Source organism: Caldifermentibacillus hisashii, assembly GCF_039654145.1.
Taxonomy (GTDB): domain Bacteria; phylum Bacillota; class Bacilli; order Bacillales; family Caldibacillaceae; genus Caldifermentibacillus; species Caldifermentibacillus hisashii.
The window spans coordinates 2,810,977-2,825,251 of record NZ_CP155467.1; the positions used below are offsets into that span (position 1 = coordinate 2,810,977).

At 40.4% G+C, this 14,275-nt stretch carries 12 protein-coding genes and 1 pseudogene; 3 read left to right on the forward strand and 10 right to left on the reverse strand.

Translation table 11 applies throughout. The features are described from left to right. Nucleotides 1-171 precede the first annotated feature (171 nt). Together NSQ14_RS13625 and NSQ14_RS13630 are read left to right on the forward strand one after the other, a co-directional pair. Nucleotides 172-825 (forward strand): acetoin utilization AcuB family protein, encoded by a 654-nt coding sequence (locus tag NSQ14_RS13625; RefSeq protein ID WP_269919362.1) that lies wholly within the window; start codon nt 172-174, stop codon nt 823-825. Continuing rightward, on the forward strand, nt 815-1,978 hold the full coding sequence (locus NSQ14_RS13630; protein ID WP_095142313.1) for an acetoin utilization protein AcuC: 1,164 nt from the start codon (nt 815-817) through the stop codon (nt 1,976-1,978). Before NSQ14_RS13625 ends, NSQ14_RS13630 begins: the two co-directional genes overlap by 11 nt. A gap of 245 nt (nt 1,979-2,223) precedes the next feature. On the opposite strand, the gene motS is transcribed toward NSQ14_RS13630, so the two are convergent. The 3 genes from motS to ccpA all read right to left on the reverse strand — a co-directional run bounded on the left by motS (nt 2,224) and on the right by ccpA (nt 4,961). Further along, the gene (gene motS, locus NSQ14_RS13635) at nt 2,224-2,982 is read right to left on the reverse strand and encodes a flagellar motor protein MotS (protein ID WP_041902904.1); all 759 of its coding nucleotides are present in this window, start codon (nt 2,980-2,982) and stop codon (nt 2,224-2,226) included. A 2-nt stretch (nt 2,983-2,984) separates the two neighbouring features. Continuing rightward, the gene (gene motP, locus NSQ14_RS13640; RefSeq protein ID WP_095142312.1) at nt 2,985-3,788 is read right to left on the reverse strand and encodes a flagellar motor protein MotP; all 804 of its coding nucleotides are present in this window, start codon (nt 3,786-3,788) and stop codon (nt 2,985-2,987) included. A 171-nt stretch (nt 3,789-3,959) separates the two neighbouring features. Then, entirely contained in the window at nt 3,960-4,961 is a 1,002-nt protein-coding gene (gene ccpA, locus NSQ14_RS13645; RefSeq protein WP_041847670.1) for a catabolite control protein A, read from the reverse strand. Between the two features lie 418 nt (nt 4,962-5,379). Between ccpA and NSQ14_RS13650 the strand changes: the two genes are divergently transcribed. After that, nucleotides 5,380-7,518 (forward strand): cell division protein FtsA, encoded by a 2,139-nt coding sequence (locus NSQ14_RS13650; protein ID WP_034771808.1) that lies wholly within the window; start codon nt 5,380-5,382, stop codon nt 7,516-7,518. A gap of 451 nt (nt 7,519-7,969) precedes the next feature. Here NSQ14_RS13650 and NSQ14_RS13655 read toward each other — a convergent pair whose 3' ends face one another. From NSQ14_RS13655 to NSQ14_RS13685, 7 genes and pseudogenes are all read right to left on the reverse strand, one after another. Further along, a complete protein-coding gene (locus tag NSQ14_RS13655; protein ID WP_326973565.1) occupies nt 7,970-9,496 on the reverse strand; it encodes an FAD-dependent oxidoreductase in 1,527 nt (508 codons plus the stop codon). A gap of 74 nt (nt 9,497-9,570) precedes the next feature. Then, nucleotides 9,571-10,059 (reverse strand): annotated as a pseudogene (locus NSQ14_RS13660) (branched-chain amino acid ABC transporter permease); the annotation flags it as partial. Continuing rightward, nucleotides 10,050-11,264, reverse strand: coding sequence for an acyl-CoA dehydrogenase (locus NSQ14_RS13665; protein ID WP_326973567.1), 1,215 nt, complete (start codon nt 11,262-11,264; stop codon nt 10,050-10,052). The gene NSQ14_RS13665 and the pseudogene NSQ14_RS13660, both read right to left, overlap by 10 nt. A 133-nt stretch (nt 11,265-11,397) precedes the next feature. Then, entirely contained in the window at nt 11,398-11,796 is a 399-nt protein-coding gene (locus NSQ14_RS13670) for a MaoC/PaaZ C-terminal domain-containing protein (protein ID WP_272537314.1), read from the reverse strand. A gap of 5 nt (nt 11,797-11,801) precedes the next feature. After that, entirely contained in the window at nt 11,802-12,251 is a 450-nt protein-coding gene (locus tag NSQ14_RS13675) for a MaoC family dehydratase N-terminal domain-containing protein (RefSeq protein ID WP_041845580.1), read from the reverse strand. Between the two features lie 12 nt (nt 12,252-12,263). Next, a complete protein-coding gene (fabG, locus tag NSQ14_RS13680) occupies nt 12,264-13,028 on the reverse strand; it encodes a 3-oxoacyl-ACP reductase FabG (RefSeq protein ID WP_041845579.1) in 765 nt (254 codons plus the stop codon). Nucleotides 13,029-13,088: 60 nt separating this feature from the next. Next, nucleotides 13,089-14,264: an acyl-CoA dehydrogenase family protein gene (locus NSQ14_RS13685; RefSeq protein WP_034771820.1), complete on the reverse strand. Its 1,176-nt coding sequence runs from the start codon at nt 14,262-14,264 to the stop codon at nt 13,089-13,091. Nucleotides 14,265-14,275: the final 11 nt, after the last annotated feature.

Genomic DNA, 14,275 nt, shown 5'->3' on the forward strand with positions numbered 1-14,275 from the left:
CTGAAGTCAGATGAAGGCGAAAAATTTTTACATGGATTGTACGAGAAACAAGGAAAGAGAGGAAAAACGGGAAATCGAGGATCGGTTAAAGGGAAGGAATGTATGCTTTGATTATAATCAAGACAAATATTTTACATCCTAGTGGAACGTTACGTATAAGGGGGTATTCTTTTGCTTGTTGAAGAAGTGATGAAAACAAATGTATTTACATTAAAAGAAAACGATTCGATTCAATCCGCCATCTATTTGATCGAAAATAATCAAATACGGCATATTCCAATTGTTGATGAACAAAATCGATGCATTGGGATCGTTTCCGACAGAGATATTCGTTCAGCAGTTCCGTCAATCTTTTCCAAAGGGAATGATTCGGGAATTTTCGATAAACCGATTCATCTCATTATGACGAAAGATGTCATCACCGTACATCCGCTTGATTTTCTTGAGGAAGTAGCTGCATACTTTTATAAATATCAAATTGGTTGCCTGCCTGTTGTTCAAAACGGGAAATTAATCGGCATTATAACAGAAACCGATGTGCTTTTTACCTTTGTAAAGTTAACCGGAGCCGATCAACCTGGCTCATTCGTTGAAATCCGTATGTCCAATAAACCGGGCAATTTATCAAAAGTATTAGAGATTTTTAACAGCTTTCGCGTAAATATTGAAAGTGTCCACCTTTACCCGGATAAAAAGGAACAGGATAAAAAAATTATTGTTTTCCGGCTGAATACAATTAATCCACTTCCAATCATTGAAAAGTTAAAAGCAGAAAAATATGAGGTTTTATGGCCAAATTTTCCGGGGATGACCTATGAAAAATAATGCTACTTTTGTGTATTCGCCGGAGTTATTGTCCTATAAATTTAATCAACATCATCCGTTCAATCAAAAAAGACTGGAGTTAACGGTTGATTTGTTGAAATCAATACAAGCGCTTTCAGATGAACAAATCGTACCGCCCCGAAAAGCGAGTGATGATGAATTACAATTAATTCATGATGAAGATTTTATCGAAGCGGTAAAAAGAGCCGGAAGACAAGAATTACCGATGGACAGGGCAAACAATTTCGGTTTAGGTACGGAGGATACACCGATTTTTCCAAATATGCATGAAGCAAGCAGTCTCATTGTCGGTGGTACGATTACGGCGGTCGATTCTGTTATGGAAGGGAAAAGTGATCATGCCTTGCATCTCGGCGGTGGATTGCATCACGGATTTCGCGGGCGAGCTTCCGGTTTTTGTATATACAATGACTGTTCAATTGCCATTGCTTATTTACGGCAAAAATATAATGTAAGAGTTCTTTATATTGATACAGATGCACATCATGGGGATGGGGTTCAGTGGGCATTTTATGATGACCCTGACGTCTGTACATTATCCATTCATGAAACAGGGCGATATCTTTTCCCTAGTACGGGGCAAGTACATGAACGCGGGACCGGTCAAGGTTATGGATTTACATTCAATATCCCCTTGGATGCTTTTACTGAAGATGAATCTTGGCTGCATGCTTATAAGACATCCGTTGAAAAGGTTGTAGAATATTTTCAACCGGATATTATTGTGTCGCAAAACGGAGCTGATGCGCATTACTATGATCCATTAACGCATTTGTCAGCTTCCATCAAAATTTACCAAGAAATCCCGAAGTTAGCCCATGAAATCGCTCACAAATACTGTGATGGGAAATGGATCGCTGTTGGCGGGGGAGGCTATGATATTTGGCGAGTTGTTCCCAGAGCTTGGTCGTTTATTTGGTTAGAGATGACAAATCAACGGGATAAAGCAACTGGGAAATTGCCGGAAGATTGGTTGGAAAAATGGACCGCTCAATCACCTGTTCCTTTACCGACAGAATGGATGGACCCGGTGGATATGGTTCCGGTCATTCCAAGAAAAAAAGAGATTGAAGAAAAAAATGCACAAGTGGTTGCGATGGCTTTAAAAATTATTCAAAACAGTAAACTGTAGGATAAAGTGAAACTTCCATCAGTGGGCTGTTTCCCCACTGATGGTTAGTTGAACCAATCGGGCTCTTACGGACACTTATCTTCCTCCTTAACATCCTTGATTTCCCTTCTCTGGCATCGGAGGAAGATTTAGTGGCCGGTTTGTGCGGGGAAAAAGGCCCGATAATGATGAGTTTTTCAAAAAAATGGTATGCTCATCACCATTCGGGCCTTTGATATTGCTGATCTAGTTCAACATTTCTAGTTTTAGTTTCCGTCTTCTTTATCATCATAGGCAGGATCCATAATAACAATCTCGACGCGGCGGTTTTTTTCCCAGTTTTCAGGACCGTCATTCGGAGCCACCGGCCTTGTGTCACTATATCCGGTTGCAATAAATCTTTCCGGCGCCATATGATGGATATCAATAAAATAGCGAATAACACTGCTGGCTCTGGCTGATGACAATTCCCAATTGGACGGATACTTTGCATTATGAATTGGTCGATTATCTGTATGTCCTTCCACTTTTACCACGTTAGGAATTTTTATTAACAGCGACGACACACGCTCCAAAAAAGGAACAGCGTTATCCAGGATTTCTGCCGCCCCTGATTCAAAGATGATTTGTTCAGGAAGGACGAGGACAATCCCTCGTTCCGTTCTCGTTGCAACAACAACATCCTTTAATCCGGTTTCTTGAATGTAGCCGTTTATTTCCGCTAACAATTGATCAAGACGGTCCCCTTTTTTTGGCAGTTCCTGTTTTTTATCCTTTCCGCCATCTTCTTCCTCTCCCTCAATCGTTTGATCCGAAGAAGGTTCAAGGGGAATGGCAGAAGGATAAAAATCAAATATTTGTCGTTCTTTTAATGACTTTGACAACGCTTCAAACTTTTGAATATCCACTTGGGACATGGCAAATAGCAAAATGAAGAAAACAAGGATTAAAGTAACTAAATCAGAATAGGTTACCAACCATAAGGGAGCACCTTTTCCGGAGGGTTTTGACTTTTTACGCCTCATTCTTATCCCTCCTCACCGGGATATTCTTCTGAGGTGAGTTTCAAGTCCGATTGGGAAATAAATGCCGATAATTTTTCGGTAAGCAATTTCGGATTTTGACCTGACTGGACACCAATAATCCCTTCTACAATGACTTGCTTAACAAATACTTCTTGCTCTGTTTTATCGGCTAATTTTGCCGCGAGAGGCAAGAAAAATAAATTTGCTAACAGGGAACCGTATAAAGTTGTTATAATCGCAACAGCCATACTCGGTCCGATACTATCCGGGTCGTTTAAATCGTTCAGCATAAGAATGAGTCCGATCAATGTCCCGATCATCCCCCAAGAAGGTGCATACTCACCGGCTTTTTCCAGAATGCTTCTTCCTTTTCGATGCCGTTCTTCCATGGCGGAAATTTCAGCAGTCATGATATCGATAATGATATCCGGATCAATTCCGTCGATAGCCAGAAGTATTCCTTTTTTAATAAAAGGATCATCCACTTTTTCAATTTCTACTTCCAAAGAAAGTAATCCATCTCTCCTGGCACGGTCTGATAAATGAGCAAATAAATCAATTAATTTGCCGAGTTGGAAATCTTGATGAGAGAAGGCTTGTCTAATTATGACAAACATTAATTTTAATTCTTTCAACGGAAAACTGATACATAATGCCGCTGTTAATCCGCCAAAAACGATAATGATAGAAGGTATATCAATAAACTTTAGAAAACCATTGACACCTTTTGAGGATATTACACCAAACGCAAACACCAAAATCCCCAAAATCATGCCAAAAGGCGTTAAAATATCAAAACGTTTCATATCCATCTCCCGCTATAAAAGGAATTTTTTTCTGTATGTAATACCGTACCAGGAAAGCTCTTTTGGATAAGCTTATCTTTTTGAAAGAAGACAACCTTTTCGTGAAGTCTCATTGAAAAGCTTATCAGGACCGCCTTCCTTTTCTTTCTTCCTTTTATATCGGTACAATTCTTATTTTGTTGAGTTGCGAACTTCAATTCGATGCGGAAGAACGACTACATGATCGGTTACTTCTTCTTTATTCATATATTTCGTTAATAACCGCATGGAAACAGCACCAATATCATATAAAGGTTGAACAATAGTTGTTAATTGCGGGCGAACCATTACAGCCAACCGAGTATTATTGGCAGAAATAATTTCAATATCTTCCGGAATTTTATAACCTCTATCTTGTAGGCCGTGAACGACACCAATGGCCATTTCATCGGTACCAACACAAATGGCTGTTGGTTTTTCGTCCAGTTCCAATAATTTTTCTGCGGCTTCGATACCCGAATCATACGTATAATCGCCGTCAAATACATAATTTTCATCGTATTCAATTCCTGCTTCAGTCAATGCCCGTTTAAAACCGGCCATCTTTTTCACACCATTAATCGGTTCTTGTAACGGACCAAACACATAACCGATTTTTTTATGCCCTTTGTTAATAAAATAGGTCGTTGCATCATATGCCGCCTGTTCATAATCGATATTTACAGACGGGAGTTTCCCTGTTTCTTCAATAGAGCCGGCTAAAACAATCGGTACCGATGATTTTTCAAATTCTTCCACATGTTCCTTGGTTACATTGCCACTCATGAAAATAATCCCGTCCACTTGTTTTGCGAGCATCGTATTAAGTAAATGAAATTCTTTTTCTTTATTTTGGTCTGAATTACTTAAAATAATATTATAGTTGTACATCATGGCAATATCTTCAATCCCACGAGCCATTTCCGAAAAGTTTGTACTCGAAATATCGGGGATTATCACACCGACCGTTGTTGTTCGCTTACTTGCAAGACCTCTTGCCACAGCATTAGGGCGATACCCTAAACGATCAATAACTTCCATAACTTTTTTTCTTGTGGCGGGTTTCACGTTCGGATTGCCATTAACTACCCGTGATACCGTAGCCATAGACACATTTGCTTCCCTTGCCACATCATAAATTGTAATATTATTCACTTTCGACAACTCCTTTTTCCTAAATGAATTTATCCATTGTTTCGTATCATCTTTTTTATGCCGATTTCAAAAAGGCTAAGTATCCCTTTTACTTATTTTACCCTATTTAGTTTTAGAATTCTTAACTTTTCGGGTTCATAAATAATTTATTTTGGTCTGGCATTTATATCATTAAAAATCCCTTCTGTTAAAATAGACAAAAGGGATAATGTCCATTATAGCACATATTTAGCTTAAACGTATATTTTTTTAGTAAAAAAGGAATTTTTAACGAAAAATAGATATTTTTTAGTGAATGATAAGTCACTTTATATTATCCTAAAATTATGGTAAATTGCAAGTAGCAGGAACAGTTGGTGTGTAAGGCTATTTGGTAAAAGACTTTATAATATCCCTTCCTAGGTTAAGAGGTGTTTTGATGAGGGAAAATAATCAAATTTTTGCTTTAGATATCGGAACAAGATCTATAGTCGGGATCATATTAGAAAAAGCAGAACAAGCTTTTGTTGTAAAAAAAGTGGTCATGAAAGAACACAAACAAAGGGCAATGCTCGACGGTCAAATTCACGATGTTACGGCTGTTGCCCATATAATTGGTGAAGTAAAAAAAGAATTAGAAGAAGAATTCGGTCCGCTAACGAAAGCTTGTGTCGCTGCAGCAGGTCGATCGCTGAAAACGGAAGAAGCGTCGGCAACCGTTTCCATTAAAGGACGAAAGTTGGAAAAAGACGATGTTATCCACCTTGAGCTGATGGCGATCCAAAAAGCGGAACAGCAAATAAAAAATAAATTTGACGATGTGAATGCCGAGTATTTTTGTGTTGGCTATTCTGTTTTATATTATTATTTAGATGGTCAGAAGATCGGGAGTTTAATCGACCAAATTGGAAATGAGGCATCTGTTGATATTATTGCGACGTTTTTGCCGAGAATTGTCATCGATTCCTTAGCTACGGCATTGAAACGATGCAATCTCGATATTGAGGCGCTGACACTTGAGCCCATTGCAGCCATCCACGTTCTCATTCCGCCTTCGATGCGCCGGTTAAATGTTGCCCTTGTTGATATCGGAGCAGGTACATCTGATATTGCCATTACAGATCAAAGTACCATTGTCAATTATGGGATGGTTCCGGTTGCCGGAGATGAAATTACCGAAGCAATCAGTGATCAATTTTTATTAGATTTCCCGATGGCCGAAGAAGTGAAAATTCAATTAACCGATCAAGCTACGGTCACCATCAAAGATATTTTAGGTTTCGAACAAACGATGGAACGAGCGGAAATCATACAATCTATTTCCCCCGCCATTGATCATTTAGCGACAAAAATAACGGAAGAAATTTTCCGGCTCAACGGTCTCAAGTCACCAAAGGCAGTCATGTTAATTGGAGGCGGAAGTTTAACACCCGGTCTTGATGAAAGAGTTGCTGAAAAATTAAATTTACCGAAAAACCGAGTGGCCATTCGCGGCATTGATGCCATCCAAAATTTACCACTAGAAGGCGTCGAAGTTACCGGTCCGGAAATGATTACACCGATTGGCATTGCTGTTTATGCTAAGCAAAACCCGCTTCAATTTAAAACGGTTTATGTTAACGAAATCCCTGTTCGCATGTTCGAAGTAAAAAAATTAACGGTAGGCGATTGTCTTATCCAAGCCGGTGTAAAATTAAGTCAATTGTACGGAAAACCGGGTCTCGCCAAAATCATCACTGTAAATGGCAAGGCAATGACCATCAGCGGTTCATTCGGTTCACCGCCACTATTATTAAAAAACGGGCAGGCTTGTTCTCTTGACGACTATGTTAATGATGGCGATATCATATCGGCGGAGAAAGGCAATGACGGAAAAAGTGTCGAACTAGCTTTAAAAGATTTATTGAATGATTTCAGAAAAAACATTACCTTTAATGGGGATCACTATGAAATTTTACCAACTGCAAAGGTGAACGGTCAGACCGTTACAGAAGATTATATCATTAAAGATCGGGATATAATTGAATGGCGTGAGTTAAACACAGTCCAAAATTTATTAAGTCAATTACATTTAGTACCCGAACCATTTATTTTGAAAATTAATGACCAAGAGACGACAATTCCTCAAAAATCGGATAAAGTGTTGAAAAATGGAAAAGAGGTCCCGTTGAATACCCCGTTTGCTGACAAGGACGTAATTGAGTTTATTCAAGCTGCTCCCCCGACTGTGGAAGAACTTGCATTTCTACTAAATTGGCAATTGGAGACATCTTTACCGATTACATTTAACGGGAAAGATGTCCTGTTAAAGAAAAAAATAACCGTCATTAAACGGGACGGGATAGAACTGGAAAAAACGAGCCGCATTTATAACAAAGATTCGTTGATTGTCGAGCATATTACTTATAAACCATTTATTTTTCAAGACGTATTTCGTTTTGCCGATTTCGAACTGCCGTCGAACCCAAATGGTGACTACCTTATTTTAAAAAACGGCGAACAAGCGACTTTTATCGAGGAACTGGAACCGGGAGATCAATTGGAAATTAAATGGTTGGCAAAACATAGTAATGAATAAAGTGAAACTTCCATCAGTGGGGTTCTTCCCACTGATGGTTAGTTGAACCAATCGGGCACTTACGGGCACTTATCTTCCTCCTTTACATCTTTGATTCCACTTAAGACTTAGGAGGAAGATTTAGTGACCGTTTGTGCGGGATAAAGTGAAACTTCCATCAGTGGGGTTCTTCCCACTGATGGTTAGTTGAACCAATCGGGCACTTACGGGCACTTATCTTCCTCCTTTACATCTTTGATTCCACTTAAGACTTAGGAGGAAGATTTAGTGACCGTTTGTGCGGGATAAAGTGAAACTTCCATCAGGGGGGTTCTTCCCACTGATGGTTAGTTGAACCAATCGGACCTTTGCGGGTAGTTGATCGCCCCACCCACCATTTTTGTCAACTCGAAAGTCTTTTCGATGAGGTCTACTGGCCGTTTAGGTGGGGTACTTATTTCCACTGATGCCTTTATAAATCCCCTTCTTGAACTTGTTTTAACGGTCGTTCTGCCGGTCCTTCCACAACATCTCCATTGATGGCAAAGCGGGATCCGTGGCAAGGGCAGTCCCAAGTTTTTTCACCGCTGTTCCACTTGACTTCGCAACCCATATGTGTACAGGTGGAATCGACCAAAAACAGCTTTCCATTCTTATCTTTATAGGCACCGCAGCGTTTCCCGTCAACTTGAACGATGGCACCTTCCTCATTTTTTAAATCATCCACTTTTTTCGTCGGCTTTTTCAACTTCCCCTTTACTAAATGTTTAGCAACATCGACATTTGTTTGAATGACTCGTTTTACAGAAGGATCGGTGACAAATCTTGACGGCACGTACAAGGTCTCATACGGATTTTCCTTATCTAAAATCAAGTCGCGAAAAAGGAGTGCTGCGACATGGCTATGAGTCATTCCCCATTTACGAAATCCGGTCGCCACTAATATGTTCCGATTCGAATCCGTCAGATAACCGATGAACGGGACTTTATCGAGGGTCGAGTAATCCTGAGCACTCCAGCGATAGACAAATTCCTTCACTTTAAACGTGTTTTCCGCGTAGGTTTGTAAGTTTTGATAATGTTTATCTGTTGATTCTCCTTGTCCGGTTTTATGATGATCACCGCTGATAATGATGAGTTTCTCATTTTGGTATGGTGTGTAGCGGATTGATCTCGTCGGTTTTTCGGCATTGATATACATACCGCCCGGAAAGTCATCTTCTACTAATGCTCCGACAACATAGGACCGTTCCGCATACATTCGGGCAAAATAAAAACCTTCATCATGGAATGGAAAATGCGAGCAACTTAACACATATTTACAAGTGACCGTATGACCATCTTTTAACAATACTTTTGGAGCTTCACCCATCTCTACTTTCGAAGCAACGGTTTGCTCGTAAATGAGACAACCGGCTTGTTTTAACTCTTCCACAAGTACACGCAAATATTTTAACGGATGAAATTGGGCTTGTTCCGGCATGATTAAGGCTTGCTTTACCTTGAACGGCAACGTGGTTTCTTCAACTAATTTACCGGGAATTCCTAATTTTTCATAGGCATTCATTTCTTTTTCCAATTGACTGGCCGTTTCGTCATTTTCGGTAAAAACATAGGCATCCTCTATCTTTAAATCACATTCAATATGATGCTTTTCAATTAAACTTTTGGCAAACTCCATCGCTTCTTTATTCGCCTGATAATAAAGCTTGGCCTTTTCTTCACCAAAATGGCTGATTAGTTCATCATAAAACAAACCGTGTTGCACAGTTAGTTTTGCTGTCGTGTTTCCGGTTGTCCCGGTCATTAACCGGTCCGCTTCGACAAGAGCGACTTTTAAACCTTCTTGGGTTAATAAATACGCCGAAGTAACTCCGGTAATACCGCCACCGATAATTGCTACATCGACTTCTATATCTTCGTTTATGGAAGGGAACGCAGGAAACTGCACACTATCCTGCCAATAAGAGGTCGGATTTTGCGGAAGTTGTTTGCTCATTTAAGTATTCTCTCCTTTGAAAGGTATCTTCCATTATTTTTCCCATTCAAAGGAGAGGATATTCATCAGCATGCTCAACTTTGCTCCCCCCTTGAAAAAATTCCTTGAGGTTTTACGGTCAAAATAATAACAAGTAAGATAAACGCTATTAAATCTTTATAATCATTTGATATATACGTTGCACCGATACTCTCGGTAAATCCGAGAATATACCCGCCGAGAATCGCCCCGGGAACACTTCCCATCCCGCCAATAATGATAATGACGAATGCTTTTAAAATAACGAGGTGACCCATTGAAGGAAAAACAAGGTTAATCGGTGCTGTCAATGATGAGCCAATAGCAGCAAGAGCGCCGGCAATGAAAAATGTCAACATAGTTACCCGATTGGTATTAATGCCCACTAGTGATGCCCCCTCGCGATTTTGAGCCATTGCAATAATACTTGCACCGATAAATGTTTTTCTTAAAAAGATGGTTAATAAGACCATCACCGTTACCGCTGTGATAACAATGATTAGCCGTTGGAAAGTTACTGTGAGGCCAAATACATTTATGACATTAAACTGTATTTTTTCAACTCTTCTCTGGCAATGGTACGGCGATGGACTTCATCCGGTCCGTCAGCAAGTCTGAGTGTCCGGATATTGGCATACATTGCAGCAAGTGGTGTATCCTGGCTGACACCGGCTGCTCCAAAAGCTTGAATGGCTCGGTCGATCACTTTTAATGCCATATTTGGGGCAACTACTTTAATCATGGCAATTTCTGCTTTAGCTGCTTTATTGCCAACCGTATCCATCATGTATGCTGCTTTTAAAGTCAACAATCTTGCTTGCTCAATTTCCATTCTTGCGTTGGCAATCCATTCTTGTATCACGCCTTGGTCCGCCAATTTTTTTCCAAATGTTTCCCGTTCCTTGACACGTTTGACCATGAGTTCCAACGCTCTTTCCGCGGCACCGATCGTCCGCATACAATGATGAATTCTCCCCGGTCCAAGCCGTCCTTGAGCAATTTCGAATCCTCTTCCTTCACCTAATAATATATTCGTTGCGGGAACGCGAACGTTTTTAAATTCAATTTCCGCATGACCATGTGGGGCGTGGTCATAGCCAAAAACAGTTAACACTCGCTTGACGGTAACTCCGGGTGTATCCAGCGGGACGAGAATCATCGACTGCTGTTTATGTTTCGGCGCAGTTGGGTCACTTTTCCCCATAACGATGGCGATTTTGCACCTTGGGTCACCTGCACCGGATGACCACCATTTCGTTCCGTTAATAACATAATGGTCCCCATTGCGAACAATACTTGCTTGGATATTTGTCGCATCGGATGAAGCAACATCCGGTTCGGTCATGGAAAAACAAGAACGGATTTCCCCGTTTAAAAGTGGTTTTAGCCATTGTTCCTGCTGTGCTTCTGTTCCGTATCGGACAAGCACTTCCATATTACCGGTATCCGGTGCCGAGCAATTGAATACTTCCGGTGCAATTGGCGACCTTCCCATAATTTCACAGAGCGGGGCATATTCAAGATTTGATAATCCGGCTCCATACTTACTATCCGGTAAAAATAAATTCCATAATTCTCGTTCTTTCGCTTTTTGCTTCAATTCCTCCATTATCGGTGGAACAGTCGCAAAACGGTCATATTCATTTAATTGCTCTTCATAAACTTTTTCATTTGGATAAATAAATTCATCCATAAATTCTGCTAATCTTTTCTGAAATTCTTGTACTCTCTCGGAATACATAAAATCCACCCGACTCACCTCCGCTTTCATTTCAATCGTATTTGGAAGAAAGCCGGACGTTGGAACCTTTTGTCCGGCTCTTCACACGAAAATCAAACAACACTTTTTAAGCTTGCCTATTTGCCGATCGTTTCAACAGAAATCATACTGCATCATATAGCCTAAAATGAACGCTTCCCTTGACAACCTCTTGGCCATTTTCTTTAACAGCTTTAACATTGAAAAACAGATTATTTCCACTCGTTTCTGCTAACTCCGCTTTTAATGTCAATACATCATCAAGAAAAACCATTCCTGCAAAGCGAACTTTATATTCCTTGATAAAACCTTTTTCTAAAAAAGGAGTAAATAGTTTGCTTAAGTTTCCCATTGTCCACATACCATGAGCAATGATTCCCGGTAACCCCGCTTTTTTTGCTTCCTCGTCAATCGTATGAATCGGGTTGAAGTCACCGGAAGCTCCGGCATATTTAATTAAATCCAATCTTGCTACCGGGGCTAATGTCACTTCCAAGGTTTCTCCGGGTTTAAACTCTGTCATTGTTTTCACACATTTATCCCCTTTCGTACGGCTTCTGTAATAATAACATTTTGGATTTCGGTAAAAATGGTTTTACCTTTTGTATCCTCGCCCACTCGTTTGATGACCACAAAACCCATGTCACCACTTTTTCCCTTCTTTTCATAATAGTCCTGAATAATTGTATAACAATATACTTCTTCACCGACAAGGAGAGGACGTTCATATTGATACGTTTCTTCGCCATGAATTAACCCTTTCATTGGAAGATCGACTCCTTCCAATACGCCATAGTCGAATACCCTTGGGAATGTGGGCGGCGCGATATTCACGCCATACTTTGACTTTTCCCCGTATGTTTCATCGACAAAAATTGGATGCAAATCACCGATTGATTCAGCAAAACGTTTCACGAGTAATCGATCAACGGTATTTTTCACTTTGTTTGATGTCTTGCCAATCCATTCTTTTGACATACTTTTTCCCCCTTATGCTTTTGGTCCGCCGGCAACATACAGGACTTGACCGTTTACGAAAGATGATTTTTCATCGGCAAAAAACGCGACAGCATTGGCAATATCTTCCGGTTTCCCGCCTCTTTGGACCGGAATTTCTGCGGCTGCTGCTTTCACAAATTCATCAAACGGTACCCCGATTCGTTCGGCAGTAGCTTTTGTCATTTCTGTTTGAATAAATCCCGGCGCAACTGCATTGGTTGTAATCCCATATTTTCCCAGCTCAATGGCCAATGTTTTTGTAAACCCTTGTAAACCTGCTTTTGCCGTGGCATAGTTGGCTTGACCTCGGTTACCGAGAGCAGATGTAGATGATATATTTATGATTCTCCCATACTTTCTTTCTACCATATATTTTTGTGCCGCCCGTGCCGCATTGAATGACCCTTTCAAATGAACATCCATCACTTGTTGCCAATCGTCGTCCGTCATTTTAAATAGTAAATTGTCACGGATAATTCCGGCATTGTTAACAAGAATATCGAGCGACCCGTACTTTTCGACAACTTCTTGCATGGCAGTTTCTACTTCATTGGCGTTGACGACATTAGCTGCCTTTGTATAAACATCGAATCCCGATTGAGCAAATTCACTGGCTGTTTCATTCAATGCTTCCTGATTTATATCAATAATGGCTACTTTAGCACCTTCCTCCAAGAAAAGTTTTGCTATTCCTTTTCCGATGCCGCGGCTGCCTCCTGTAACAAATGCCACTCTTCCTTCAAAACGTTTACTCATATTTTCGACCTCCAATTGAATTTTTTGTTTTCCTGCTATTTTTACCGACTAATCATTGTCTCAAATAAAATCCCCGATATGAACATGACCTTTTAATAGATTCCGAGAAATAATCATACGCTGGATTTCATCCGTACCGTCGTAAATGCGCCATAATCTTGCTTCCCGGTACCAACGTTCAATCGGCAACTCCTTCGTATAGCCCATACCGCCATGAATTTGTAAAACTCGGTCAACTACCCGATTTCCCATATTTGACCCGTATAATTTTGCCATTGAAGCTAAATGGCGGTTATCTTCTCCTTGATCAAGGGTAAAAGCAGCGTTTAACACCAACCATCTGGCCGCTTCAATTTCGACGGCGGAATCGGCAATCATCCATTGAATGGCTTGACGTTCGGCAATCGGCTTTCCGAAAGTGACCCGTTCTTTTGCATAATCAATTGCCATTTGTAATAATCGTTCTGCCGCACCGACTGCCCGGGCACCGACAATCCATCTGGCAAAACCGATCCATTCCAAACCGAGTTTATAGCCACCATGCAATTCTCCCAAAATATTTTCTTCCGGTACGCGGACATTTTCAAAAATTAAACTGGCCGGTCCCCATTCGCCCATTGTATGAATATATTCCGAGCGCCAGCCCATATCACGGTCGACGATAAAACAGGTAACCCCTTCTCTTCCTGTTTTTGCATGCCTTTCTTTATCGGTAATGGCAATGACCATAACAAAATCGGCTTCGTTCCCACCGGTAATAAATGTTTTTTCCCCGTTTAAAACCCATTCGTCCCCGTCTTTTACCGCAGTCATTTTTATATTTCTTGTGTCACTGCCGGCACCCGGTTCTGTCATGGCAAAACAAGATTTTTTCTCTCCGTTAATTGTCGGGATTAAATATTTCTTTTTTTGTTCCTCGTTACAATAGTAAAGAATATTATCAGCTGAACCGCCGAAACTGAATGGAACAAACGTTTTTGAAATCTCCATGGTAACGATTGCCTGCATCATTTGGCCGAGGTCAGCCCCGCCATATTCACTAGGTGTATTAATTCCCCAAAATCCTGCATTTTTCGCTTTAAGTTGAAGTTCTTTTACTTTTTCTTGCGGCAAGCTTGGTCTTCCTTCCCGCTCATTTCTTAGCACATCATTTTCCAATGGGATTAGTTCTTTTTCGACAAATTTACGAATCGTTTCTTGAACCATTTTTTGTTCTTCCGTAAGACGTAAATGCATAAAAAATCTCT